Here is a 22,387-nt window from a genome sequence, read left to right on the forward strand (position 1 = left end):
GTGGCTGAGGGTCACGGGCGCTCCACGGGGGAGGAGGGAAGGGGGGCGGGGATGCTGCCGGGCGGCGGGCCACTCGGGGGCCGCATGGGGGTGCTCACGTCCACGTGCACCCGCGAGAGCGTCGCGGCGTCCACGCGGAAGCCGGAGCGGCGCTCCAGGCCGGCGAGCAGCTCCGCCCAGGCCCGGGTGCGCTTCTCCTGCGAGAGGCGGTTCACAATCTGCTCGCGCACGTCCTCGAGCTTCAGGTTCAACGCGGACTGGTGGCCGGTGAGCTGGAGCACGTGCAGGCCCGCGTCGGTGCGCACCACGCCGCTGAGCGCGCCCGGGCCGCTGGCCAGCAGGCCTCGCGCGGCGTCCGCCACCTCGGGCCCGAAGTCCCGCCCGAGCTCCTCGAGCGAGCGGTAGCGCAGATCTCCATCCAGGGGCTGCGTGCGCGGCTCCTCGTTGTGGGCGCGGGCCAGCCGGCCAAAGGCGGTGAAGTCCTTGGGGGGCAGCGCCTTCGCCTCGGCGAGCAGCTTCTCCGCCTTCACGCGCGCCGTCTCGCCACGGGCCGCGTCCGCCCGGGGCGCCGCGAGGAAGAGGTGCGAGAGCCGCACCTGCTCCGGCCGCACGTAGTCGTCCTGGTGGCTCTGGTACCAGGCGGCGACCTCCGCGTCGGAGACGGGGGGCGTCGCCTCGTCGAGCTGGGCGCGCATCAGCCGGGACACCAGGGCGCGCTTGGTGCTGGCCACCACCTCGGGGTCGTTCTGCAGCCCGCGGGCGAGGGCCTCCTGCACCAGCAGCTCGAAGCGGGCCAGGCCCTCCACGTACTCGCGCTTCTGCTCCAGCGTCTGGTAGCGCTCGCGCAGGGCGGGGCTCATCTCCTCCAGGCGCTGCTTCAGCTCGTCGGCCGGCACCCCGTCGTCCTTCCAGGCGGCCACGGGCGAGCTCACCGGGGCGCGGGTGTGGCGGAAGTCCACCACGGCATGGCCCGGTGCGGGGCCACGCTCGCAGCCCGCGAGGGCCAGCAGGGCGAGGGACAGGAAGCGGGAGACAGGAGACATAGAACGCGAGCCCGTGGGGTAGCACGCCGGGGGGGAGCGGACAACCGGACATCCCCCCGGGGCCTTCCTACGCCCGGGTCGCGTGCGCGGACAGGAACGCCTCCACCAGCGGGAAGATTTCGTCCGGTGCCCGACGCCCCAGCACCAGGTCCGCATGCCCGTAGTCCTCGGCGAAGCCATGGCCGCGCCCGGCCACCACCAGCTTCACCGGCCCGCCGAGGTGCTCCTGCGCCCGCGCCACGGCGAGCGGGGGAGCGAGCAGGTCCTTGCTCCCCGCCACCAGCATCACCGGCAGCTTCACCCCCGCCAGCGGCTTGCGGTAGCAGGTGCCATCCGCCATGCAGAAGGAGTCCGTCGCAATCCAGTGGGCGAACTGGCGCACCACGCCGCCGTAGATGTCCGCGGGCACGTTGGCCAGGGCCTTGCGCACCACGTCCGGCTCCATGTTGGAGGCCAACATCATGTAGCGGCTGAGCGGCCCCGGCGGCGCGCCGAACAGGGCGATGCCCGTAATCCGCCGGGTGGGAATCATCTTCAGCCGCAAGAGCGGCTCTATCTTCTGGATGAACGTCTTGAGCCCCGGCTGCACCGCGAAGGTGAAGGGGCTGCCAATGGCCACGGCGGCGCGGACGGGCGCTTGCGGGTTCCGGGCCAGATGGCCGTACAGGGTGAGCCCTCCCTTGGAATGCCCCACCCAGAGCACTTGCTTCGCCCCCGTGGACAGCACGGTGCGCAGGGCGGTGCGCACGTCGTGCTCGGCCTGATCATCGAAGGTAGCGTCCCCGCACGGGCCCGCCAGCCCGCGGCCGCGCAGCTCCATCACCCACGTCTCGTAGCCCGCGCGGGCCAGGTAGCGCGCCAGGCTGTAGTGCTCGTCGAAGTCCATGTGGAAGCGGTTGGCCCCCAGTCCATGGCAGAGGATGACCGGCTCGGCATAGCGACGCTGCTCCCGGGCGTGGTAGCGCCCCAGGGCAATGGCCGCCCCATCGTCGGTGGGCACCCGGTACAGCTCATCGGGCTTGAAGGGCAACGTGAGCAACCCTTCACCGTCCCGATTTACCGCTCGGGAGAAAATATCCGCCATCCGCGTGAGCCTGGGCCCGTTTCGATTCGTCACGACTGGAATCTAATGCCCTGCGGGACGGATGCCGTGTTGAAAAACCCACGCACCCACATGTCGGCAGACCGGTTGCAATGCTTCACCTTCGTTCAAGCCGGGAGGCGAGTGGATGCGGCAAAAGCCGACTGTTGCGGAAAGGTTGTCCTCGATCGAAGTCGCCCTGGTTCCCACGGATACCCTCCTGCGTGCCCTGCGAGTGATGGAGCGGCGGGGCACTTCCCTGCTCCCGGTGGTGGGGGAGAAGGGGGGCCTGGTGGGGCTCGTGAGCCGGGCCCACATCCTGGCCGCGTGGAAGGTGGACCCGTTGCTGCCGGTGGCGCTGGTGATGGCGGCGTACGAGGGGCGGCCCCGGCCGGGAAGTGAGTACCCGGCTTCCTGGTGAGCGGCCGGGCAGGCGAAGAGGGCGTCCGGACGCAGGGGCGCGTGCGCTATGCTGCCGGGCCGCCGTGCCGGACACCTGGACCGTCTACATGGTGCGCTGCCGGGACGGGACGCTCTACACCGGCGCCACCAACAACCTCGAACGCCGCGTGGCCACCCACAACAAGGGCCGTGGCGCCGCCTATACCCGCGCCCGCCTGCCGGTGACGCTCGTCTGGAGCGAGCCGGCGGCCGACCGGAGCGCCGCCCTCCGCCGCGAGGCCGCCCTGAAGCGTCTCTCACGTGCCGAGAAACTTCGTCTGGTGGGCCGGGTGCGCCGCTGACCCAGGCTGGGTTTCGCTTGACCCCATCTTGTGAGAGTGTTCTGCGCTGAACTCTCCAATCTCCTGGAATCCCGGGGAATCGGCACGGACATGGCGCAGCGGCACGAAGGAGCAGCCCCGGAGGAGCCGGGGGACATGCCAGAGGCGGAGGAGCTGGTGCTGCGCGACGAGCAGCGCCTCCTCTACATGCTGGCGCTCACGTGTCTGCCGTTCTGGGTGGTGGACTCGCTGTCGGTGGGGCGGCTGACGTGGGACACGTTGGCACTGCGGCTGGGGTGGGCGGGGCTGACGGCGGCGATGGGGTGGGGGCTGCGGTGGGTGGAGCCCTCGCGCCGCCGGGGCGTGAGGATGGTGGCGGGGATGGGGGTGCCCAACCTCTTCCTGGGGCTGGTGGTGTACCGGCTGGGAGGGACGGAGAATCCGCTCTTCCATTGGTTCTTCATGATGCCGCTGATGACGCTCTCGGTGTCGCGGGGCGAGCCGTGGCAGGGGGCGTTGAGCACGCTGCTGCCGATGGGGGCCGCGGGCACGTTGATGGGGCTGGAGGGGATGGCGCTGGTGCCGATGGTGTCGCGGCTGCTGCTGCTGCTGGGAGCGGGGGCGGTGGGGATGCAGTTGAGCGTCTTCTACCGGAGGCTGCGGCGGGCGCAGGCGCGGGCGGAGGACGAGCAGCGGGCGGTGCAGGAGGCGCTGGAGGCGTCCCAGGCGCGGGCGTTGGAGGCCGAGCGGTTGGCGCAGGTGGGGCGGCTGGCGGCGGGCGTGGCGCACGAGGTGAAGAACCCGCTGGCGTACGTGCAGGCCAACCTGCGCTTCCTGTTGGAGGAGTGGAGGCAGCCGGCGTCGGGGACGGATGACACGGAGTACACCGAGGCCCTGCAGGAGACGATGCAGGGGGTGGAGCGCATCCATCAAATCGTGAAGGACCTGACGGCGCTGTCGAGGGCGGAGGAGACGGTGGCGGGGGTGGGGCGGTGCGAGCTGGCGCCGGTGGTGGACGCGAGCGTGAGGCTGGCGTCGGTGCGGCTGAAGTCGCTGGTGAGGCTGGCGGTGGAGGTGCCGCCGGAGGCGGTGGCGAAGGCGGAGCCGAGGCGGCTGGGGCAGGTGTTGCTGAACCTGTTGTTGAACGCGGCGGACGCCATCGAGGACGCGAAGGTGCAGGACGGGCGGGTGGCGGTGCGCGCGGAGGTGGTGGGGGAGCGGGTGCGGGTGATGGTGGAGGACAACGGGCCGGGGATTTCGGCGGAGAACCTGCCGAGGCTCTTCACGACGTTCTTCACGACGAAGGCGCCGGGGAAGGGGACGGGGCTGGGGCTGGCGCTGTCGCGCCAGTACGTGGAGTCGTTCGGGGGCACGCTGCGCGCGGAGAACCGCCCCGAGGGCGGCGCGCGCTTCATCGTGGAATTGCCGGTGGCGTGACGCCTGCTCCCTCTCCCTTTGGGAGAGGGCCGGGGTGAGGGTCTACGCCCGGTGTCCCCCGTGGACGAGCACCGTGATGCGGGGTGGACCGGCGGAGGGTGCGCGGTAAGGTGGGCGCGCGTATCGGCCGGCGAGCGGCAATGCGCGTAGCGGACCCGCGTCGACCCGGTAGGACCCCGAGCCATGGTGAAGCTGAAGCGCCTGAAGATAGAGAAGTACCGGAACGTGAAGCCGGGGACGGAGCTTCACTTCCGCGACTCGCTCAACGTGCTGCTGGGGCGCAACGGCACGGGCAAGACGACGTTGCTGAACCTGATCGTGCAGCTCCTGAGCTGGGATTTCTCTGCGTTACTAGGAGAGCCGTTTGCGCTGGAGTACGACATCTTGACGGATGAGGCGCATCTGCGGGTCTCCCTGCGCAACGAATCGCGCACCAAACCTGAGCGCGTGGTTCTGGACGCCGAGGAGGGCGAGCAGGGTGTTTCTACCGCGTCTCTCATGCAGGCGTCTGCGCGCTACCAGTCATCTGGTGAGATTGTTGTTACACGCGCCGAGGCGGGCGAGAAGTACCGGCTGATTATTTCGGGGTCGCGTCTGACACTGGAGCTTGGTGATGAGGCGAGGCCATCCTGGGGGATGGACTACGAAGCACCCATTCTGGGGCAGACCAGCATGGGGGATCTCCTCGTGGTCTTGAGTGATCTGGAGGAGACAGAGGGGCTGGGAGTCCCAGATTTGCATTCGTTGAGTTCAGCACTGGCTTCATCTGTGGCTGGATTCTTGCGAAACCTCAAGCGATTCGATGAGTCGCTCGGGTTCCTGGACCTCATTACACGGCCCTCCTCGACATTTGCTGCTACCAAGATTCAGGGGTCATACAGGATCAACTCCCGAGACGGTGCACCGAGAATACTGAGAAGCCATTTGATAGGACGGCTTCAATCAGATCCAGATGCGGACGAGGTCCGGATTCAATCGAGCGACGAAGGGGCCTGGTTCCTATCGAGAGTTGTTGAACTGCTCGAGTTCAAGCATGCTCATCTCGGGCTTCAACGGTTGGCGATGAGGACCCAGCCGCGTCTGCGGATTGATTTCGGTAACATGCGTTTCGATTTCACCCGCCGCGATGGCGAGGTTTTCAATCATACGCTGCTTAGCTATGGCCAAAAGCGATTGGTTGCTTTTTATTATTACCTGGCCTGCAATTCTACCTGTGTGGTGGCAGATGAATTGGTAAATGGTATGCACCATGGCTGGATAGGTCCCTGTCTGGAAGACATCGGAGAGCGGCAGGCCTTCCTGACCAGCCAGAATCCTCTGCTATTGGATTACCTCTATTTTGAATCAGCCGAAGAGGTTCGTTCCTCGTTCGTGCTTTGTCGTATGGAGTCCCACGAGAACCGCGAGCAGATGGTGTGGGAAAATATGGCGCTGGATGAGGCAGAAGCGTTTTTCAGCGCGTATCAAGTAGCCATCCACCACGTGGGGGAACTTCTTCGGCTCAGGGGGCTGTGGTGAGCCGCGCCAGGCCGTGTCTTTCTGTGCTCCTTCTGACCGAGGATAGAGGAGGGTTCAAAACCTTCAACCACATGGTGAAGGAAATCCTCAAGCAGGTGGATGAGCATGTAGAGACGCACGAGACGAAGATTGTCTTCGAACCGTTGCGGAGTAAGGATGTTTTGGAAGTAGTCCAGGCAAACAACTGGAAGAGCAAAGGGGCCCGCTACCATCGCAGCCGGACCGATCTGATCACCCTCATTGCCATCCAATTGGAGTTGCACAATGGTTGGGTCTTCTTCCACTTCGATGGAGATCGTCCCTGGGCTGCGAGGGATTCGAGTGAGAACCGCCAGAAGTTCAAAGAACTCATCTGGGAGCCTGTACGGCTCAAGATTCAGGAGCGGCTGGTGGGGCGGAAGCCGGAACTGGCTACCAGGACCGAAGAAGTGAAGAAGTACGCTGATGCGCGGATGGCCCGGCTCAAGACGGTGGTCCCGTTCTACAGCATCGAGGCGTGGCTCTTTCAAAACACCCGGGAGGCCATCCGGCTCTGCAAGGAGCGCTATGGCGGGCGCGATGTCGAGCAGTTCAATGCTTGGGCCCAGGATAGGACCATGCTCGATGAGGTGCTGAAGCCGAAAGAGGCGGTGTGCCTGGGCGCTGTCCACAACCTGGAACTGGCTTCCACTGGCTTTCCGGCGCGGGAGGTCCGGGCGGCGGGCAGGTCCTTCACGGCCATCGTCGAGGCGCTGAGTCAGGACTCCGAGCTGCGCGAGGCCCTGGCTCGGACCTATGCCTATGGGTGAATGGTGGACTCCTGAATCCTCGGGAAGACCCTCACCCCGGCCCTCTCCCAGAGGGAGAGGGGGCTCGCAACCCGGGTAGGCAAGATACCCTCACCCCGGCCCTCTCCCGGGGGGAGAGGGGGGCAGGGGGGTAGACGCGTTCAGACGGCGGGACCCGGCTGGGCCGGCGGGGTCGGAGTGGTGGGCGGCTGCTGCATCCGCTTCTGCTTCTTCGAGCGCGACACCACGAAGACGATGCCCAGGATGAGGAAGGTCCCCGCTCCGATGAGCGTGCCGTACACCTGGTAGCGCAGCAGGGACGCGGTGATGCCCTGGATGACCTTGGGCAGGTCGCACACCGTCTGCGCCCCCAACGGCGCCGTGTTGTACCACTCGAGGAACTGGGGGCCGATATACGAGGCCGTTGCCAGCCCCAGGAAGGCTCCCAAGAGGATGAAGGTGAGCAGCGTCTTCAGTGTGGCCATCGTCCGGGCACCTCGGTGAGGAGACGTGGGAGCGTGCTTTAGCACGCATTCCGCGCATGGGGGCCACCACGCGCCACGGGCCGTGCTATCTGAAGGGCGTGCCGCTCCTTCCTCTCGCCGCCTTGTTCGGGGTCATCACGCTCGTCTGCGCCGCCTTCCTGCTCGTCCACGCGTTCCGCCGGAGCCTGGGGACGGGGATGATGGTGCTCCTGGTGCCCTGCTACGTGCTCGTGTACGCCTTCAGCCAGTTCGAGCACCCGCGCAAGAACCTCATCCTCGCCGGCTTCTTCGGCAGCAGCGTGCTCGCCGCCGTCTTCCTCGGCCTGGGCGCCCATGCGTTGGAGCAGGTGATGCTGCGTCCGCCTCCGCCTCCCATCTTCTGACCCGGTGCGAGGCGAGCCCGTGGCCTCCGTGCCAGACCCGCCCGCCTTCACCAGTCCCCGCTGCCCCTCGCACCAGCGGGCCGCGGTCGCCACCTGTGTCCGCTGTGGCACCTTCCTCTGTGGCGAGTGCACCGAGCTGCTCGGCGAGTCCTCCTACTGCGCCTCCTGCCTCGACTTCGTCCGGAAGCACGGCACCGCCTCGCTGGCCCTCAAGTGGACGTTCGGCCTGGGCATCGTCGCCCTGCTCACCGTGCCGCTCGCCATGCTCCTGCCGATGAACGTGGTGGTCGACACGGGCCAGGCCACCCTCGTCATCCCCGTCCTCCGGCGCCTGCCCGTGCTCAATGTCATCGCCGCGGGGCTCGGCTTCTGGCTGTCCTCCCGCGAGCTGCGCCGCCTCGAGCGCGTGGACTCCGCCTCGCCCGCGCGCTCGTGGGCCCGGTGGACGCGCGGCCTGTCCTGGCTCAACCTCGCCTGCGTCCTGCTCCAGGTCTTCCTCGTGCTCCGGCTCGTGCTGGGCTTCTTCGTCGCCGGCCCGCACTGAGGCGCCCGCGGCCCGTCCTCAGACGCCGCGCTCGTTCGGGTCCCAGATGTACTTGTGCATCTGGAGCTGGAAGCGCACCGGCAGCCGGTCCGCGATGATCCACTCGGCCAGCTCCTTCGTCGTCAGCTTGCCGAAGATGGTGGAGAAGAGCAGCCCGTAGGGCTTCTCCAGCAGCCGGTGCTCGGCGATGAGCTTCTTGGACCACTCGTAGTCCTCGCGGCTGCCGATGACGAACTTGAGCTCGTCGTTGGCGTTCATCGACGTGAGGTTCCGGTAGTCGTTCCGGTCGCACTCGCCCGAGGACGGCGTCTTCATGTCCACGATTTTATGCACCGCCGGAGGCACCAGCCGCACGTCGATGGCGCCGCTCGTCTCCAGCAGCACGGTGAGGCCGGCGGCCAGCAGCTCCTCCATGAGCGGGTACACGCCGGGCTGCAGCAGGGGCTCGCCACCCGTCACCTCCACCCGGGGCGCGCCGAGCTCCTTCACCTTCGTCACCACCTCCGGAATCTTCATGCGCGTGCCGCCGTGGAAGGCGAACTCGCTGTCGCAGTAGGTGCAGCGCAGGTGGCAGCCGGTGAGCCGCACGAAGGAGCAGAGCAGCCCCGCGTGCGAGGACTCGCCCTGCACCGAGAGGTAGAACTCCTTGACCACCACCGAGTCAGCGGTGGCAACACGACGGGGCTCGATGTGGGGACGCGCGACGGGCATGGGGGATCCGGGGGCCTCGCTTCAATCCCACCCGGGCGGTGGATGCAAGTCCGGAGACCCCCTGGGCCTCAACCGCTTGACATCCCTCGGGAATTTCCAGGTGCCCGCCCGCCCTCGCGGCGAGCGAGCCCCGGGTGCCCGGGCCTCAGGCCGGGGTGCTCCGGGCCTTCACCTGGGCGATGAAGGTGTCGATGAGCTGCCGGGCGATGCTCAGGCGCGGCGGGAGCTGCGGGAGGTTGTCGGGGGTGAACCAGCCCGCCTCGGCGATCTCCTGGCCGTCTACCTGGAGGTCTCCCCCGGCGTACTCGGCGGTGAAGCCGAGCATGAGCGAGCGGCCGAAGGGCCACGGCTGGCTGCCGAAGTAGCGGAGGTTCTTCAGGTCCACGCCGACCTCCTCCTTCACCTCGCGCACCACCGTCTCCTCGAGCGACTCGCCGACGTCGACGAAGCCGGCCAGGGTGCTGAAGAAGGCCCCGGGGAAGTTGGCGTTGCGCGCGAGCAGCATGGAGTCTCCCCGGGTGATGAGCACGATGACGGCGGGGGAGATGCGCGGGTAGTAGGGCGTGCGGCAGGCGGGGCAGCGGCGCGCGCGCTCGCCGGGGACGAGCACCGTGGGCTGGCCGTCGCGACCGCAGAAGCGGTGGGTGGAGTCCCACTCGGCGATGGCGAGCGCCCGGCCCGCGACGCCGAAGAGCGACTCGTCCACGCGGTTGTAGAGGCCACGCGCGGGGACGAGCTTCATGCCCTCGGTAGGCGAGATGTCCTTGGGGAAGGCGGCGGCGTAGCAGTCCACGTCCCCGAGGGTGCCGAGGAAGTGCGCCCCCGTGGCGAACTCGGGCAGCTCCGCGCAGGTGGGGATGCGCACGGTGTTGTCCTGCTCGGCGACGAGCAGCTCCAGGCCGTGCGCGGCGAAGAGCAGGGCGTTGTCACGCGGGCGAGCGGGGACTTCGTGTCCGGGGATGAATCGGGGAGGGCTCACGTGCGGCACCTTAGCGGGAGCCGGTACGCGGGGGCAGGGCGTCGTGTCCGGGGGAGGCTCCTCCTGGAGGCCCGTGGTGTGTGGGAGACACCGCCGCGATGACACATGGATGCGGGTGACCGCCAGCCAGTGCTAGGAACGGAGGGATGATGCGCACCTCGCTCCTGATGGCTGTGTTGTGTGTCTCCGCTGGCTGTGCCCGCGTTCCCACCGTGCCCGTTCGCTACGTGGTGGGCAGCGCCGAGGCCCCCACCTTCCGCATCTCCCAGGGCAAGGGGACGGCCATCCTGCTCACCAACGAGGAGACCGGAGCCCGTGCGGCCTCGATGGGGGTGCTGGATCTCCAGGCGGGCGCCGGAGTGCCCGAGCACATCCACGCGGACAGTGTGGAGATGCTCTACGTGGAGGAGGGAGGGGCGGAGATGACCATCGAGGGCCAGGCGATGCCCGTGAAGCAGGGCGATGCCGTCTACATTCCGGCGGGGGTCCGTCACTCGGCGCGCATTCCCGAGGGGGCTCCGAACTTCCGGGCCGTGCAGGTGTACGTGGGCCCCGGTCCCGAAGCGCGCTTCCGTCAGGGGGAGCCCGTGAAGCCCGCTGCCGCCGCTCCGTGAGCCGCATGCTCCCTGGAGCCGCATGCTCCCTGGAGCCGCATGCTCCCTCTCCCCTCGGGAGAGGGTTGGGGTGAGGGTATCCGAACCCGTTCTTCAACCCGTGGCCCACAGTGGGGACAGTGGGTTCAACCCGGGGCCCGTGGCACCCTCACCCCGTCCCTCTCCCGGAGGGCGAGGGGAAATGGCCGCTGTTGTCAGCGCGTGTTCTCCTGATGTGCTCACCTGAGACGAATTAGCGCGCGGCAGCCGCGGGCTCGCGGAACTGCCGGTGGTACAGCTCCGCGTACAGGCCGTTGCGTGCCATCAGTTCCTCGTGCGTGCCTCGCTCCGTGATGCGTCCGGCGTCGATGACGAGGATGAGGTCCGCGCTCCGGATGGTGCTGAGCCGGTGCGCGATGACCACGCTCGTCCTTCCCGCCAGCAACGTGGACAGTGCGCGCTGGATGAGCGCCTCCGTCCTCGTGTCGATGTTCGCCGTCGCCTCGTCGAGGATGAGCACGCGCGGCTCGGCGATGACCGCCCGAGCGAACGCCAGCAACTGCCGTTGCCCCTGGCTCAGCGTGGCGCCTCCCTCCCCGAGCACCGAGTCATAACCCTTCGGCAGCGCGGCGATGAACTCGTGCGCATGCACCGCGCGCGCGGCCTGCTCTATCTCCTCGCGGCTCGCGCCCGGCCGGCCGTAGCCGATGTTCTCCGCGATGGTTCCAGAGAACAGGAACGGCTCCTGAATCACCGTCGCCATCTGCCGCCGCAGGCTCGCCCGCTTCACGCGCTTGACGTCCTCCCCATCCAGCCGCACCACGCCCTCCGTGGTGTCGTAGAAGCGCGGAATGAGGTTGGCCACCGTCGTCTTCCCCGCGCCCGTGCGGCCCACCAGCGCCACCGTCTGCCCGGGGGCCACCTCGAAGCTCACGTCCCGGAGCACCGGGTGCTCCGCGTCGTAGGCGAAGGACACCTTCTCGAACGTGATGCGACCCTGGGCTCGTCCCAGCTCCAGCGCGTCAGGGACGTCGGCGGGCTCGCGAGGCTCGTCCAGGATGGAATAGATGCGCTCCGCGCCCGCGAGCGCCGACTGCATCAGCGTGTACGTGGAGGCCGCCAGTTGCACCGGCCGGAAGAACTGCTGCGCGTAGATGAGGAACGCCGCCACCAGTCCCACGGTCAACTGCCCCTGGAGCACCAGGTGGCCGCCGTAGCCGATGACGAGTGCCGTGGACAGGGTGGCGAGCACGTCGATGGCCGGGGAGAACGCGGAGGTGACGCCCACCGCGGCCACGTTGGCGTCGCGGTTGGCGGCGTTCCGGCCCCGGAAGCGCCGGATGTTCTCGTCCGTGCGGTTGAACGCCTGTGCCTGCCGGACGCCCACCAGTTCCTCCTGTAGCTCCGCCGTCACGCTGCCCACCGTCTGCCGCGTCTTGCGGTAGGCCTTCCGGGCCCGGGCGGCGAAGAACCACGTGGTGAGCAGCATCGCCGGAATGAGCGTGAAGCACGCCAGTGCCAGGCGGACGTTGAGCGCGAGCATCGCCACCAGCACACCCACCAGCCCCAGCATCGCGCCCAGCAGCTGCGTCAGCCCCTGCGAGAAGAACTGGTTGAGCGTGTCCACGTCACTGAGCAACCGGCTCATCAAATCCCCGATGGGCCGCTTGTCGAAGTACGAGAGCGGCAGTGCCTGGAGCTGCCCGAAGAGCCGGGTGCGCATCGATGCGAGCACCTGCTGTCCCACCGCGCCCACGCGCCGCGTCTGCGCCCGCGAGGCCACCGCGCCCCCGAGGTACACGGCGAGCAGCAGCAGCATGGTGCGCAGCAGGGCCTCCGCGTTCCCGCTCCCGATGTCGTGATCGATGGCCCGGCTCACCAGATACGGTCCGATGGCCTGCGCCAGCGCGCTCACGACGACCAGGCCCAGCGCCACCAGCAGCGTGCCCTGATGGGGCCGCAGCTCCGTCACCAGCCGGCGCGCCACCGCTCCACGGTTGGCGGCACGCTGGATCTCCAGCTCCGCCATCGACTCGAGACTCCCAGGCCTTCTCATGCCGCCTCCGGGGTGCTGGCCTGCAGTTGCGAGCCGAGGATCTCGTTGTAGAGCGCACTCGACGCCAGCAGCTGCTCATGCGTCCCCTGCGCCACCACCCGTCCCTCGTCCAACACCAGGATGAGGTCCGCGTCGCGCACCGTGCTGATGCGCTGGGCGATGACGAGCGCCGTGCGGTTCGTGCCGCGCATCAGCCGGTCGAGCGCTTCCTGAATCGCGGCCTCCGTCCCGGCGTCCACCGCCGAGGTGCTGTCATCCAGGATGAGCAGGCGCGGATCCGTCAGCAGCGCCCGGGCGATCGCCAATCTCTGGCGCTGGCCTCCCGACAGCCCCACGCCCCGCTCGCCCACCACCGTGTCGTAGCCCTGTGGCAGTCCGGCGATGAACTCCGCGGCCTGCGCCGCCTCGGCCGCCGCCTGAATCTGCTCCTGGGTCGCCTCCGGACGGCCGTAGGCGATGTTCTCGCGCACCGTCCCGGAGAAGAGCAGGGCGTCCTGCAACACCACGCCAATCTGCGAGCGCAGGCTGGAGAGCGTCACCTCGCGCACGTCGTGCCCGTCCAGCAGCACCGCGCCTCCCGTCACGTCGTAGAAGCGGGGAATCAGGTTGATGATCGTGCTCTTCCCCGAGCCCGTCGTCCCCAGGATGGCCACGAGCTGCCCCGGCTCGGCCACGAAGCTCACGCCCCGGAGGATCTCCCGCTCGCTGCCCGCGTAGCGGAAGCGCACGTCGCGCAGCTCCACCCGTCCCTGGATCGGCGGCAGCGTGCGGGCTCCCGGCTTGTCGGCCACCTCCACCTGGGTGTCGAGCAGCTCGAACACGCGCAGCGCGGACGCCCCGGCGCGTGAAATCTGCGCCGCGATGAAGCCCAGCGTCATGAGCGGCATGAGCAGGAAGCCCAGGTAGCTGTTGAACGCGAGCAGCTCGCCGAGCGTCAGCTTCTGACGGAAGATCAGCAATCCTCCCACGCCCACCACCACGAGCGTGCCGAGGTTGGCGAAGAAGCCCACGAACGGGAAGTTGGTGGAGATGGCGTCGATGATGCCCAGGTTGTGGCCGAGCAGCTCGTCGTTGATCTTCCGGTAGCGGGCGGCTTCGCGCTCCTCGCCGGAGAACGCGCGCACCACGCGGATGCCGCGCAGATCCTCCTGGAGCACCGTGTTGAGCCGTCCCAATGCGGCCTGCACCCGGCCGAACAGCGGGCCCATCTTGCCCACGAAATTCCGGAGCAGCCAGAGGATGGGGGCGACGGACGCCAGCGCCACCACCGCGAGCACGGGGTTGAGGTTGAGCAGCAACACCGCGCAGCCCACCAGCATGGCGCACGAGGCGGCGAGCTGGACCACGCCGGAGCCGACGAAGGTGCGCACCTGCTCGACGTCGTTGGTGAGCCGGGTGAGGAGCTGCCCGGTCTGCGCCTGGTCGTAGTAGCTGAAGCTCAGCCGCTGGATGCGCGCGAAGAGCGCGTCGCGCAGGTCGAAGGCGACGCCCTGTGACACCCGCTCGGCCAGGTAGCCCTGGAGGAAGTTGAAGAGCCCCCGCCCCAGGGCGATGGCCACCAGCCCTCCCACGGCCTGGAGCACCGTGGCGTTGTCGTTCCGGGCGATGCCTTCGTCGATGGCCAGCCGCACCAGCTGGGGCGCCGCGAGGTTGGCGGCGGACACGAGCAGCAGCGCCACCAGCGCGCCCGCCGTCTCCAGCTTGTACCGGCCCAGATACCCGAGCGCCCGCCAGATAGCCCTTGCGCTGCCTGGAGGTGCCTGCGGTCTTCGTCCGTGTTCCATGTCCGGGCAGACGTAGCGGACCGGACCTCGGGCCGCAATGTCCTCGCGGAGAAGTGACGGAGTGCTTGACGCTGCCCGGGGGGGACGCTCGGATGCGCCCCCATGACCGAGTTGCTCACCCGCGCCGAAGCGTCGAACTACAAGGAAACCTCACGCCACGCCGATGTGCTCGCCTTCGTCGACGAGCTCAGCCGCCGCACGAAGCTCGTCAAGCGCGTCGACTTCGGCCAGAGCGGCGAGGGCCAGCCGCTGGCCGCGCTCATCGTCAGCGATCGCAACTGCTTCACCCCCGAGCTCGCCCGCCGCCAGAAGAAGCTCGTGGTGATGATCGAGGCCAACATCCACGCCGGTGAGGTCGAGGGCAAGGAGTCCGTCCTCGCGCTCGCCCGGGATTTGACCCTCACCAGGCTGGGCCAGAAGCTGCTCGACAAGCTCTGCCTCGTGCTGATTCCGGACTTCAACCCCGACGGCAACGACCGCATCAGCCCCAACAACCGCAAGCTGGACCTGCAGAACCTCGAGGGCCAGGTGAACCCCGAGGGCGGTGTGGGCATGCGCTACACGGGCGAAGGTTGGAACCTCAACCGTGACAGCATGAAGCAGGAGGCGCCCGAGACGCGCGCCCTCGCGAAGTTCTACCAGGCGTGGTGGCCCGACGTGTTCATCGACTGCCACACCACCGACGGCAGCATCCACGCCTTCGACCTCACCTACGACACGTCGCACTCGAACGAGCCGCTCTTCTCCGAGCTGCGCGAGTTCAACCGGGAGATGCTCGACCGCGTGGCCCAGGCCGTGAAGAAGCGCCATGGCTTCGACTGCTTCTGGTACGGCAACTACAAGGAGGAGGGCAATCCCGTCTCCGGCTGGCACACCTACCCCGCGCTTCCGCGCTTCGGCAGCCACTACCGCGGTCTGCTCGGCCGCATCGACGTGCTGCTCGAGACCTACAGCTACATCACCTTCGAGCGCCGCTGCGCGGTGATGCGGGCGTGGTTGCTCGAGCTGATCCGCGACGCCGCCAAGAACGCCAAGGCCTACCGCGCCATGACCCAGGCCGAGGAGGAGCGCATCATCGCGCGCGGCGAGTCGCCCGATGTGCAGGCGCTCGTGGGCATCAACTACGGCGTCGCCACGCGCGACGACAAGGGCGCGCTCGTGTTCGAGTACCCCGCCTACGCGAAGCCCGATGACGTGGCCCACATCCTCGCCTACGACGAGGCCAGCATCACCGCGCGCCGCTACCCGGGCAAGCGCCAGAAGAAGTACAAGGCGCCGCACCACCGCACCTTCGTGCCCACGCAGGCGGTGAGCACCCCGGCCGCGTACCTCGCGCCGGCCGAGCTCGCCTCGCGCCTCGAGGGCCATGGCATCCGCTTCGAGCGGCTCGACGCCCCGCGGCGCTTCACCGTGGACAGCTACCGCGTGGCCCGGCGCGAGGAGACGTTCAGCCCCGACGTGGCCACCAACGTCCCGCCTCCCGGCCAGTCCGAGGTCCCGCTCAGCCAGAAGCCCAAGCCCGTGCGCTTCGAGACCGTGCTCACCGTGGCCCCCGAGCGCACCACCCGCGAGTTCCCCGCGGGCACCCTGCTCGTGCCCACCGCGCAGCGCACCGGCACCCTGGCCGTGTACCTGCTCGAGCCGCACTCCGACGACGGCTTCTGCCGCTGGCAATTCCTCGACGGCCTCATCCAGGTGGGCGAGCTCTACCCCGTCCACCGCGTGGTGGGCTCCGCCGCCGCGCCGAAGAAGGCGGAGTGACGCACCCCGCCTACTTCCCGGGCTTGTGAGGGGGCAGCTCCTCCGGCAGCGGTATCCGGACGAGCTTCAGCCCCTTCGCCCCGTGGTCGATGACGGTGAAGCCCTGGCCGCCCACCCGGAGGAGCTGGCCATCCTTCGCGGCCCCGCTCGCGAGCCACGCCTCCGCCTCCTCTCGCGAGGCGAAGGTGTGGGCAATCTGGATGCCCTCGCGTGCGGGGGTGGTGATTTTTCGAAAAAATTCGCGAAACTCTTCGAGTTTCTTGAGGTCATCCCGCACGTACAGCAGCGCGGCCGCGCAGACGCGGAGCGCCGCGTCCTCGGGCGTCCCCTCCGCGTGCTGCTTGCTCACGGCCTCCACGGTGCGAAGGACGGCATCGGCATCGAAGTTCTTGTCGTATTTCATCGCGAGTCCGGAAGTGTCTAGAGGGCGAGGGGTGCGAGGATGAGCGCGCCGCTTCCGCCCGTGGCGATGATGAAAGCGGCGCCCGCGACGACGACGACGGTTCCCAGCGCGACCTCGGACTTGTGGGCCCGAATCCAGTCGCGCGCCTTGTCGAAGCTGGAGAACTCGAGCGGCGGGCGCTTCTTCACCCGCTCCGCCTCTTCCTTCTCCTGCTGCTCGACGCACTGCATGTACTGCTGGCGGCACTCGCGCGTGCAGTGCTCGTAGTACCACTCGTTGTGCTCGACGTGCGGGTAGGGCTGCTTCACGGACTCCCAGCAGCGGGTGAAGCACTGGTTCAGCTCGTCGTCACAGCTGTACCCGGAGCCCCCCGTCCCGAGCGCACTGCCCACCCCGCTCGCGTCCTCGTCAATGACGTAGGTCCGCGCGCTCAGGTCCTGGGACGGGCGTGTGTGGCCGCAACCCGCGCACGCCACCAGCGCGGCACTCAGCAACGCCAGCAGCCTCATGCCCGCTCCTTCATCCCGCCGGGCCGGAGTGCGCTGTTACCCATGGGGTCAGTAGCCAGAATCCCAACCATTCGTCAAAACTCCGCAAGAATCCCGAGTAATATCGGGGGTTTAGAGATGTTGGGGGGGGGGGGGGGGGGGGGCTGTACAAAAGTTCAGTACGGCCTTCCCGGCGACGAACGTCCACCACCCCGCCCCATCCGCGCCACTCTCGCTGATCTGAAGAGACCAGCGTGACTCACCCTAGGAGGGCGACCGGACAGGCGGCAATGCTGGCTGCTCCGCAACGCCGGGCAGTGGACGTTTGCCCCGGGCGGAGATCCAGGGGGTTCCCACAACCGGCGGGCGGCTCCCGGGTTAGGATGATCGGCCAGGGCCATGGACTCTCCGCCGATGAACGACACACCCCAGTTCCCCCGCCTCCTCGGACGCTACGAGCTCGTCCACCTGCTCGGACAGGGCGGCATGGGCGAGGTCTATCTCGCCAAGATCTCGGGCGCGGCCGGCTTCGAGAAGCCCTGCATCGTCAAGACGATCCTCCCCTCGCTCCTCAAGGACGGGCAGTTCCTGGATCGCTTCCACCACGAGGCCAAGGTGCTCGTGCACCTCGTCCACTCGTCCATCGCGCAGGTCTACGACATGGGCGAGGCCGAGGGCACCTACTACATGGCCCTCGAGTACGTGGCCGGCGTGGACCTGTCCTTCCTGCAGGACCAGGCGCGCAACGAGGGCCAGCAGATTCCCGTCCCCGTGGCGCTCTACCTCGGCCAGCGCATCGCCGAGGGGCTCGGCTACGCGCACCGCAAGACGGGCCCGGATGGCGCGCCGCTGGGAATCGTCCACCGCGACGTCTCGCCCCACAACGTGATGCTGTCCTACGAGGGCGAGGTCAAGGTCATCGACTTCGGCCTCGCCAAGAGCGCCGCGCGCAGCAAGCACACGCTGCCGTCCACCGTCATGGGCAAGCTGGGCTACATGTCCCCGGAGCAGGTGCGCGCCGAGGCCGTGGACCACCGCAGCGACATCTACTCCTGTGGCGTCATCGTCTGGGAGCTGCTCGCGAGCCGCTCCCTCATCCGCCATGGCACGGTGGGCGAGATGATGGCCGCCATGTCCAACCCCCACGTGCCCGCCCTGCACGAGGTGCGTCCGGACATCGATCCCGCCCTCGACGCGGTGGTGCGCCGCGCGCTGGCTCCCTCGCCCGAGGAGCGCTACGCCCGCTCCGACGACTTCGCCCGCGCCCTCAACGAGCAGCTGCTGCGCTCCGGCTCCACCCTCGGCGCCGAGGAGGTGGGCGAGTACGTGCGCACGCTCTGCCCGCAGGCCTTCGCCGCGCAGCGCCAGCTCATCTCCCGCGTCTCCTCCAGCCCCGGCGTGCGCCGCACCCCCGTGCCCGGCGGCACCCTGGTACCCATGAACACCGGCGTGCCCGTGAGCGGCGACGCGCGCATGAACACCGGGCGCCTGCCGGTGCCCCTCCAGCCGCCCTTCGCCACGCCCACCTCGCCCGCCTCGGGCTACGAGCCCACCCTGGTGCGCTCGCCCAGCGCCACCGCGACCCCCGCGGTCGGTGCCCTGGCCTCCCCCGTGCCCGCCGAGACGCTCCAGCTGGAGAAGTCCGGGCCCGGCCGGAAGGGGTGGACGGCGGCGATCGCCCTCGGGGCGCTCGGGTTGATTGGCGCCACCGCCGGAGTCACCGCGTTCCTGATGAATCAGCCGCCCGAGCACCCGCCCCGGCCCACGTGGGCCGACGAAGGGCCAGGGCCCAATGGGCCTCCGCGACCGCCTCCCCCGGGCATGGGACCTCCGCCTCACGGAATGCGTCCCCCGCCACCCGGAATGGGGCCTCCTCACGGAGAGGGCGGACCGATGCCCGGGGGTCCCCAGCCCGTGGCCAAAGCGCCCCAGGTTCCCGACGCGGTCGCCGCCCCCGAGCCGCCCGCCACACCCGCGGGGCCCGAGGACGCGGGGGATTCCGCCGAACCCGAGGTGGAGGCCGAAGCGGAGGCCGAGGCGGCGCAGCAGGCGAAGCCCAAGCCGTCCGAGTCACACGCTCGTCCGCAGAAGCTCGTGCCCGCGGAGCAGGTGGCGGTGATGCGGAAGGTTGCTCGCAGCGACTATTACAGGATCCCCGAGGGGCAGTCCGCGGGGCTCTCCAAGGAGATGGTTCTCCAGGTGGTGGCGGCGCCAACGAAGGATGGCAAGGCCCGCCTGGTGGGTGAGGCCACCGTGGTGGTGGTGAAGGACCGGACCGCCATGGTTCTGCCCGACGCGCGTGTGCGTCAAGCGGGCAAGGTCAGTCTCCTCGCGGTGCTCCCCAGGACTTCCACCGAGGCGCCCCAGGCCGATACCACGACGCCGCCCGCGGAAGTGGCTCCCGCGCCGCCTCCCGCCCCCAAGCAACTGAATGGCCGCGTCGTGCCCAAGAGCATTGGCTTCTTCGTTCATGGTCTCGAGGTGACCAACTCGGACTCCTTCACCTGGAACGACTGCATCCTCGTCGCCCGGGGCCGTGACGTGTACAGGCTGGGCGGCATGGCCTCTGGGACGGTCCGGGAGATTCCGCTGTCGGGGTTCGAGACGGGCGTTCGGGGTGTTGCCTACGTGAAGAAGGACCGGGTGCGCATCATCTGCGCCGAGGGGGAGAAGGAGGTCCCCGTGAAGCTGTGAGGCTCAGAAGCTGCCGGTGAGCTGCAGTGTGAAGGTGCGGCCGTACTGGGGCACGGGCGCGGCGGCGCGCTCGGTGCCGAGCGACAGGGCGTAGCGGGTGTCGAGCAGGTTCTGCACGCCAGCGAAGTAGCGCAGGCGCTGGAACTCGCCGGACAGGCCCACGCTCAGCAGCAGGGCCTCGCCGTTCTCCTCATCCCCCTGCGTCGTGCCGCCCCGGGCGCTCTGGTAGGTGGCCTGGGTGGCCAGGCGCAGGTCCCCGGTCCCCAACGGCAGCAGCAGCCGTCCGGACGCCAGGTGCGCGGGGGCGGAGGCCACCACCTCCTCCGAGGCATTCTGGAGGGTGACGAAGGAGTAGGTCAGGTCCACCATCAGGTTGCGGCCCGGCTGCCAGTGCAGACCGGCTTCCGCGCCCCAGGCGAGCGTCTCACCGGGCCGGTTGCTGAAGACGAGGCACTCCATGGTACCGCTCGGGCTGCCGCACCGGGGCGGCCCTGGCTGCTGCTCCAGCACCACCAGGTTGGAGATGCGGTTGTGGTAGCCGGCCACGGTCAGGCGCAGCTCGTCCGTCAGGTTGTGCGCGTGCTCGAGCTCCAGGGTGGTGATGGTCTCCGGCTCCAGCTTGCCGGCGGCCGCCTGGGTGACGCCGCCATCGTTGTAGTCGAGCTCGTAGGCGTTGGGCGCGCGGAAGGCGCGGCCGGCCACCAGCTTGGTGAGGCCCTTGTCGTAGGGGCGGGCGATGAGGGCCAGCCGGGGGGTGAGCGGCGTCGCGTCCAGGTCGAGGTACTTGTCCAGGCGCAGGCCCGCCGAGAGCGTCAGCCGCGGGTGCAGGCGCCACTCGTCCAGCAGGTAGGTGGAGAGCAGCACGCGGCTGCGGCTGATGAGCGGTGCATCACCGTTCTCGGGGCCGAAGCTCTCCTGCTCCACGCGCAGCTGGCTCTGTCCCTCCAGGCCCACGGTGAGGCGATGGGTGTCGGAGAGGTGGAAGAGGAAGCGGGCCTCGGCGCTGAGCCAGTCGGCACGGCCGGCGTCGGTGTCCCGCCGCAGGCTGTTGTCCGGCTGCCTGTACATCCAATAACCCCGGTAGCGGCTGGCGTCATAGGCGCCGCGCAGCGACAGACTCACCCGCTCGCCGAGGGACTTCTCGTAGCGCACCTCGGCGAAGCCGCGCAGATCCTCCACCTGGGTGCCCTCGACGCCCAGCACCGTGCCATAGGGGCCGGAGGGAATCTGCTTCCGCCGGCCGTGGAACTGCGCCTGCAAGGAGAATCCCCCGAGGCGGGCCCGCACCGAGGCGGTGGCGGCGCGCTCCCCGTCCAACCCCTGCACCAGCGGCAGGCCCCCCCCCAGTGCGGTCACCTCCGCGCCCTGCGTGTTCACCCCCGCCAGGGACACCAGGGCCGAGTCGCGCCCGTTGTCCCACGCCGCCGTGCCGTGCAGCCGCGTGGTGCCCAGCGCCTCCACCGCCGCCGTGGCCTCCACCTTCTTGTCCAGGCCCAGCGACTCGCGCGGCACCACGTTGATGACGGCGAAGAAGGCGCCCGTTCCGTAGAGCGCGCTGCCCGGGCCGCGCACCACCTCGATACGGTCCACCTCCTCCAGGTCCACCGACAAGTCCCGTGCCGAGTAGCCCTGACCGGCCCACACGTCGTTGACGGAGTGGCCGTCCCAGAGGATGAGGATGCGGGTGTTGAAGTCTCCCGGGGGCGCGAAGCCGCGCACGCCCAGGTACGTGTAGGAGCGGTCATTGGAGATGAAGAAGCCGCGCACGGCCGCCAGCGCCTCGGCCACCGTGGTGTAGCCGAAGGCGCGCAGCTCCTCCTGGGAGAGGACGGTGGTGGAGGCGGGGGCCTCGTCCACCGAGAGCAGGCTCTTGGAGGCGGCGCGCACCTTCGGCGGCTCGTAGCGCAGGTCCGCGTGGAATTTCGTGTCCTGGTCGGCCACCACCGTCACCCGCTGGCGCACGGGGCGCACGTCCGGGCTCTCCACCTCCAGGGTGTGCTCGCCCTCGGGGAGCGTCACGACGGTGGGGGTGAAGCCCGTGGATTGGCCGTCCACGCGCACCGAGGCGTTGTCGCGGTTGGCGGTGATGATGACGCGGCCGGTGGGCCTCTCCTGCGGGCGCAGCGACACCTGCAGGGGGATGCGTCCATCCGCGGGCACGTCCACCAGCATCTGCGCCGAAGCGTGGCCGGGGGCCTTCACGTGCAGCACGTGCCGGCCGGGGGTGAGGACCAGCGTCCCGGGGACCCGCCCCACCACGGGGCCCTCCTGGGACTCGTATACCTCCGCGCCCTCGGGGGTGCCGGTGAGCTCCACCGTGCCGGTGATGAGCTCCAGCTTGAACTCCTGCGTGGCGGAGCGGCCCCGCGCCACGTAGACGGTCTCCTCCGCGCGGCGGTAACCCTCCTTGCGCACCATCACCTTGTGGCGCCCGGGCGTCAGGGCGAGCGTCTGCGGCGAGAGCCCGCGGATGCCCAGGTCCTCGCGGTCCACGAGCACCTCGGCCCCCGGCGGCTCCGTGGTGACGCGCACCAGGGCCACCTTGGGACGCAGCCGCTCCAGCGCGCGGCGCACCTCCGCCTCGTCCGAGTTGCTCAGCCGCTCCTGGGCCAGGTCGTTGTAGTAGCGGTAGGCCTCGTTGTAGCGGGTGAGCGCCTCGTAGCAGCGGGCGATGTTGAAGAGGACGTTGCGGTTGGGCACCAGCCGGTAGCTGGTGAAGTAGGAGCGCAGCGCTTCCACGTAGTGGCCCTGCGCGTACGCCTCGTTGCCCACCTCGAAGGCCACGTCCGCTTCATCCGCGGTGTTGTTGGCCCGCGCGGCCGTGGGCAGGAGCAGCAGCGACAGGAGGAAGAAGCCGAGACGGAGCACTCGCATGGCGGCCGCCATTCTTCCACGTCAGCGCCCCAGGTCCACCCGAGCGCCTCCAGGAGGGCTGGCG

General features: G+C 69.1%; 20 protein-coding genes. 10 read left to right on the top strand and 10 right to left on the bottom strand.

Annotated features, from left to right (window positions below):
* Positions 1-11: 11 nt before the first annotated feature.
* Positions 12-1,043: a peptidylprolyl isomerase gene (locus VFZ09_RS00500; RefSeq protein WP_329725438.1), complete on the bottom strand. Its 1,032-nt coding sequence runs from the start codon at positions 1,041-1,043 to the stop codon at positions 12-14.
* A 67-nt stretch (positions 1,044-1,110) separates the two neighbouring features.
* Complete coding sequence (locus VFZ09_RS00505) at positions 1,111-2,127, bottom strand: alpha/beta hydrolase (RefSeq protein WP_329725481.1); 1,017 nt, start codon at positions 2,125-2,127, stop codon at positions 1,111-1,113.
* Between the two features lie 175 nt (positions 2,128-2,302).
* Here VFZ09_RS00505 and VFZ09_RS00510 point away from each other — a divergent pair, with 175 nt between their 5' ends.
* The 5 genes from VFZ09_RS00510 to VFZ09_RS00530 all read left to right on the top strand — a co-directional run bounded on the left by VFZ09_RS00510 (position 2,303) and on the right by VFZ09_RS00530 (position 6,589).
* Positions 2,303-2,545 (top strand): CBS domain-containing protein, encoded by a 243-nt coding sequence (locus tag VFZ09_RS00510; RefSeq protein WP_329725439.1) that lies wholly within the window; start codon positions 2,303-2,305, stop codon positions 2,543-2,545.
* Between the two features lie 88 nt (positions 2,546-2,633).
* Positions 2,634-2,867, top strand: coding sequence for a GIY-YIG nuclease family protein (locus tag VFZ09_RS00515; RefSeq protein ID WP_329725482.1), 234 nt, complete (start codon positions 2,634-2,636; stop codon positions 2,865-2,867).
* A 135-nt stretch (positions 2,868-3,002) separates the two neighbouring features.
* Positions 3,003-4,283: a HAMP domain-containing sensor histidine kinase gene (locus VFZ09_RS00520; protein WP_329725440.1), complete on the top strand. Its 1,281-nt coding sequence runs from the start codon at positions 3,003-3,005 to the stop codon at positions 4,281-4,283.
* A gap of 183 nt (positions 4,284-4,466) precedes the next feature.
* Entirely contained in the window at positions 4,467-5,801 is a 1,335-nt protein-coding gene (locus tag VFZ09_RS00525; protein WP_329725441.1) for an AAA family ATPase, read from the top strand.
* 71 nt (positions 5,802-5,872) lie between these two features.
* On the top strand, positions 5,873-6,589 hold the full coding sequence (locus VFZ09_RS00530; RefSeq protein ID WP_329725442.1) for a hypothetical protein: 717 nt from the start codon (positions 5,873-5,875) through the stop codon (positions 6,587-6,589).
* Between the two features lie 140 nt (positions 6,590-6,729).
* Here VFZ09_RS00530 and VFZ09_RS00535 read toward each other — a convergent pair whose 3' ends face one another.
* Positions 6,730-7,053, bottom strand: coding sequence for a hypothetical protein (locus tag VFZ09_RS00535; protein WP_329725443.1), 324 nt, complete (start codon positions 7,051-7,053; stop codon positions 6,730-6,732).
* A 98-nt stretch (positions 7,054-7,151) separates the two neighbouring features.
* On the opposite strand from VFZ09_RS00535, the gene VFZ09_RS00540 reads away from it, so the two are divergent.
* On the top strand, positions 7,152-7,436 hold the full coding sequence (locus VFZ09_RS00540) for a hypothetical protein (protein ID WP_329725444.1): 285 nt from the start codon (positions 7,152-7,154) through the stop codon (positions 7,434-7,436).
* Positions 7,437-7,455: 19 nt separating this feature from the next.
* The gene (locus VFZ09_RS00545; protein ID WP_329725445.1) at positions 7,456-7,980 is read left to right on the top strand and encodes a B-box zinc finger protein; all 525 of its coding nucleotides are present in this window, start codon (positions 7,456-7,458) and stop codon (positions 7,978-7,980) included.
* A gap of 18 nt (positions 7,981-7,998) precedes the next feature.
* Here VFZ09_RS00545 and VFZ09_RS00550 read toward each other — a convergent pair whose 3' ends face one another.
* Both VFZ09_RS00550 and nudC read right to left on the bottom strand, forming a co-directional pair.
* Positions 7,999-8,691, bottom strand: a complete 693-nt coding sequence (locus VFZ09_RS00550; protein ID WP_329725446.1) for a radical SAM protein — start codon at positions 8,689-8,691, stop codon at positions 7,999-8,001.
* 145 nt (positions 8,692-8,836) lie between these two features.
* On the bottom strand, positions 8,837-9,670 hold the full coding sequence (gene nudC, locus VFZ09_RS00555; RefSeq protein ID WP_329725447.1) for an NAD(+) diphosphatase: 834 nt from the start codon (positions 9,668-9,670) through the stop codon (positions 8,837-8,839).
* Positions 9,671-9,816: 146 nt separating this feature from the next.
* Between nudC and VFZ09_RS00560 the strand changes: the two genes are divergently transcribed.
* Positions 9,817-10,284, top strand: coding sequence for a cupin domain-containing protein (locus VFZ09_RS00560; protein WP_329725448.1), 468 nt, complete (start codon positions 9,817-9,819; stop codon positions 10,282-10,284).
* A 232-nt stretch (positions 10,285-10,516) separates the two neighbouring features.
* Here the strand turns inward: VFZ09_RS00560 and VFZ09_RS00565 are convergent, their stop codons facing one another.
* Together VFZ09_RS00565 and VFZ09_RS00570 are read right to left on the bottom strand one after the other, a co-directional pair.
* Positions 10,517-12,319 carry an ABC transporter ATP-binding protein gene (locus VFZ09_RS00565; RefSeq protein ID WP_329725449.1) on the bottom strand — a complete coding sequence of 601 codons (1,803 nt, stop codon included), beginning with the start codon at positions 12,317-12,319 and terminating at the stop codon, positions 10,517-10,519.
* Positions 12,316-14,103, bottom strand: a complete 1,788-nt coding sequence (locus VFZ09_RS00570) for an ABC transporter ATP-binding protein (RefSeq protein WP_329725450.1) — start codon at positions 14,101-14,103, stop codon at positions 12,316-12,318. The genes VFZ09_RS00565 and VFZ09_RS00570 overlap by 4 nt, the downstream gene beginning before the upstream one ends.
* A gap of 102 nt (positions 14,104-14,205) precedes the next feature.
* Here VFZ09_RS00570 and VFZ09_RS00575 point away from each other — a divergent pair, with 102 nt between their 5' ends.
* A complete protein-coding gene (locus tag VFZ09_RS00575; RefSeq protein WP_329725451.1) occupies positions 14,206-15,864 on the top strand; it encodes a M14 family metallopeptidase in 1,659 nt (552 codons plus the stop codon).
* 10 nt (positions 15,865-15,874) lie between these two features.
* Here the strand turns inward: VFZ09_RS00575 and VFZ09_RS00580 are convergent, their stop codons facing one another.
* Both VFZ09_RS00580 and VFZ09_RS00585 read right to left on the bottom strand, forming a co-directional pair.
* Positions 15,875-16,267, bottom strand: a complete 393-nt coding sequence (locus VFZ09_RS00580) for a hypothetical protein (RefSeq protein ID WP_329725452.1) — start codon at positions 16,265-16,267, stop codon at positions 15,875-15,877.
* Between the two features lie 17 nt (positions 16,268-16,284).
* A complete protein-coding gene (locus VFZ09_RS00585; RefSeq protein ID WP_329725453.1) occupies positions 16,285-16,776 on the bottom strand; it encodes a hypothetical protein in 492 nt (163 codons plus the stop codon).
* 393 nt (positions 16,777-17,169) lie between these two features.
* Between VFZ09_RS00585 and VFZ09_RS00590 the strand changes: the two genes are divergently transcribed.
* The gene (locus tag VFZ09_RS00590) at positions 17,170-19,449 is read left to right on the top strand and encodes a serine/threonine-protein kinase (protein ID WP_329725454.1); all 2,280 of its coding nucleotides are present in this window, start codon (positions 17,170-17,172) and stop codon (positions 19,447-19,449) included.
* Between the two features lie 3 nt (positions 19,450-19,452).
* Here the strand turns inward: VFZ09_RS00590 and VFZ09_RS00595 are convergent, their stop codons facing one another.
* A complete protein-coding gene (locus VFZ09_RS00595; RefSeq protein ID WP_329725455.1) occupies positions 19,453-22,323 on the bottom strand; it encodes a TonB-dependent receptor domain-containing protein in 2,871 nt (956 codons plus the stop codon).
* Positions 22,324-22,387: the final 64 nt, after the last annotated feature.

Origin of the sequence: Archangium sp. (assembly GCF_036277355.1) — a bacterium.
Lineage (GTDB): Bacteria > Myxococcota > Myxococcia > Myxococcales > Myxococcaceae > Archangium.

Coding starts and splice junctions, on each gene's coding strand:
- VFZ09_RS00570 (WP_329725450.1), bottom strand. CDS start 14,103: ATGGAACACGGACGAAGACCGCAGGCACCTCCAGGCAGCGCAAGGGCT.
- VFZ09_RS00530 (WP_329725442.1), top strand. CDS start 5,873: ATGGTGAAGGAAATCCTCAAGCAGGTGGATGAGCATGTAGAGACGCAC.
- VFZ09_RS00515 (WP_329725482.1), top strand. CDS start 2,634: ATGGTGCGCTGCCGGGACGGGACGCTCTACACCGGCGCCACCAACAAC.
- VFZ09_RS00560 (WP_329725448.1), top strand. CDS start 9,817: ATGATGCGCACCTCGCTCCTGATGGCTGTGTTGTGTGTCTCCGCTGGC.
- VFZ09_RS00595 (WP_329725455.1), bottom strand. CDS start 22,323: ATGCGAGTGCTCCGTCTCGGCTTCTTCCTCCTGTCGCTGCTGCTCCTG.
- VFZ09_RS00505 (WP_329725481.1), bottom strand. CDS start 2,127: ATGGCGGATATTTTCTCCCGAGCGGTAAATCGGGACGGTGAAGGGTTG.
- VFZ09_RS00565 (WP_329725449.1), bottom strand. CDS start 12,319: ATGAGAAGGCCTGGGAGTCTCGAGTCGATGGCGGAGCTGGAGATCCAG.
- VFZ09_RS00535 (WP_329725443.1), bottom strand. CDS start 7,053: ATGGCCACACTGAAGACGCTGCTCACCTTCATCCTCTTGGGAGCCTTC.
- VFZ09_RS00590 (WP_329725454.1), top strand. CDS start 17,170: ATGAACGACACACCCCAGTTCCCCCGCCTCCTCGGACGCTACGAGCTC.
- VFZ09_RS00580 (WP_329725452.1), bottom strand. CDS start 16,267: ATGAAATACGACAAGAACTTCGATGCCGATGCCGTCCTTCGCACCGTG.
- VFZ09_RS00520 (WP_329725440.1), top strand. CDS start 3,003: ATGCCAGAGGCGGAGGAGCTGGTGCTGCGCGACGAGCAGCGCCTCCTC.
- VFZ09_RS00500 (WP_329725438.1), bottom strand. CDS start 1,043: ATGTCTCCTGTCTCCCGCTTCCTGTCCCTCGCCCTGCTGGCCCTCGCG.
- VFZ09_RS00525 (WP_329725441.1), top strand. CDS start 4,467: ATGGTGAAGCTGAAGCGCCTGAAGATAGAGAAGTACCGGAACGTGAAG.
- VFZ09_RS00550 (WP_329725446.1), bottom strand. CDS start 8,691: ATGCCCGTCGCGCGTCCCCACATCGAGCCCCGTCGTGTTGCCACCGCT.
- VFZ09_RS00575 (WP_329725451.1), top strand. CDS start 14,206: ATGACCGAGTTGCTCACCCGCGCCGAAGCGTCGAACTACAAGGAAACC.
- VFZ09_RS00585 (WP_329725453.1), bottom strand. CDS start 16,776: ATGAGGCTGCTGGCGTTGCTGAGTGCCGCGCTGGTGGCGTGCGCGGGT.